At 43.2% G+C, this 1,187-nt stretch carries 3 protein-coding genes; all 3 read left to right on the forward strand.

Annotation, left to right across the window (positions count from 1 at the left end; all coding sequences use genetic code 11):
- Positions 1-391: hypothetical protein (locus tag Q0212_RS14215; RefSeq protein WP_297926653.1), on the forward strand; the 391-nt coding region annotated here is incomplete at its 5' end.
- Positions 392-413: 22 nt separating this feature from the next.
- Complete coding sequence (locus Q0212_RS14220; protein ID WP_297926657.1) at positions 414-911, forward strand: phage head-tail connector protein; 498 nt, start codon at positions 414-416, stop codon at positions 909-911.
- A partial coding sequence (locus tag Q0212_RS14225; protein ID WP_297926660.1) for a phage head closure protein occupies positions 908-1,187 on the forward strand: 280 nt, incomplete at its 3' end. The genes Q0212_RS14220 and Q0212_RS14225, both read left to right, overlap by 4 nt.

The following is a 1,187-nucleotide window of genomic DNA, read 5'->3' on the forward strand; positions in this document are numbered from 1 at the left end:
AGATTTACACAATCAAGTTAGCGTAGGCGTTGCCATTGCTTTAACAGCCGTTGCCAATGGCGAAGATGTGGTTGGTTCGGCTATTGACCGTCAAGGTAGCGAAGGCTTGGAAATCATTTTTCAAGTCGGCGAATATACTGATGGTAGCGTAACGCCGTTAATCGAAGAATCCGACAACGACATCGACTATACAGCCGTTGCTGATGCTGATTTAACCAATACCGAAGCAAGTGCAGCGTTAAGCGCGGCAGGTGTGTCAAGTATTGGTTATGTTGGATTTAAACGCTATGTACGCGCAACAGCCGTTACAGCCGCAGGCTCTACGTTGTCGGTTGGCGCATCGTTTGTTAAATTTGGTTTACGTTTGCAAGACACTGTTAATCCTAGCTAACCAACCATAAAAAGGGCTAATCATGTCTATTTTAATCAGTGAATCGGGAAGTGAACCGATAACCACAGCCGATGTTAAAGCATGGGCTAAAGTTGAAAACAGTGATGAGGATAGTTTGATTAGCTCTTTAATTACTTCATGCAGACGCGAGGTTGAGTCATACACTAAAAACGTATTACGGCCTCAAGTTTGGCGTACAAAATACATTGCTGAAACAGTTAAAAATCGTTTTTACTCACCAAGAATTACCGCATCATCGGTCGTTGTCACTGTTGACAGCGATACAATTACAGATTATTTATTTAATGAAGTCACAGGCTGTTTGCGCCTTAATTATGACTATTCAAATGATGAGCTAATCGTTATTGAGTGGACAATGGCCACAGCGTTATCAAGCCTAGCACCACTTACACAAGCCTTAAAAGACCTTGTCACATACCGTTTTTATAATCGCGGCTCTTACGATTTACCCGCCCATGTTGTTAGCGTGTTGAATCAATACCGAGTATTTAATGTATGAACATTGGCGAACTAAAGCACCGTATCACGATTGAGCAATGCACCAAATCAAGCGATGGTCAAGGCGGCTTTACTAGCGCATGGTCAACACTCGTTAGCGTATGGTCAAAAGCGACACCACAGAGCGAGCGTGAGCGGTTCTATCGCGGTGAGAATCAACATACACAAGGTTATACATTCACAATCAGACAAAACCAAGCAGTCACAGTACCTGCAACAAGGGATAGCGATAATATACGCATTGTCCATCGTAACGAGATTTACCGCATTACTGGCA

Source organism: uncultured Agitococcus sp., from assembly GCF_937920075.1.
Lineage (GTDB): Bacteria > Pseudomonadota > Gammaproteobacteria > Pseudomonadales > Moraxellaceae > Agitococcus.

What these genes read in the sequence shown, in the direction of transcription:
- Q0212_RS14220 (WP_297926657.1), top strand. Translation starts at nt 414, where the DNA reads ATGTCTATTTTAATCAGTGAATCGGGAAGTGAACCGATAACCACAGCC.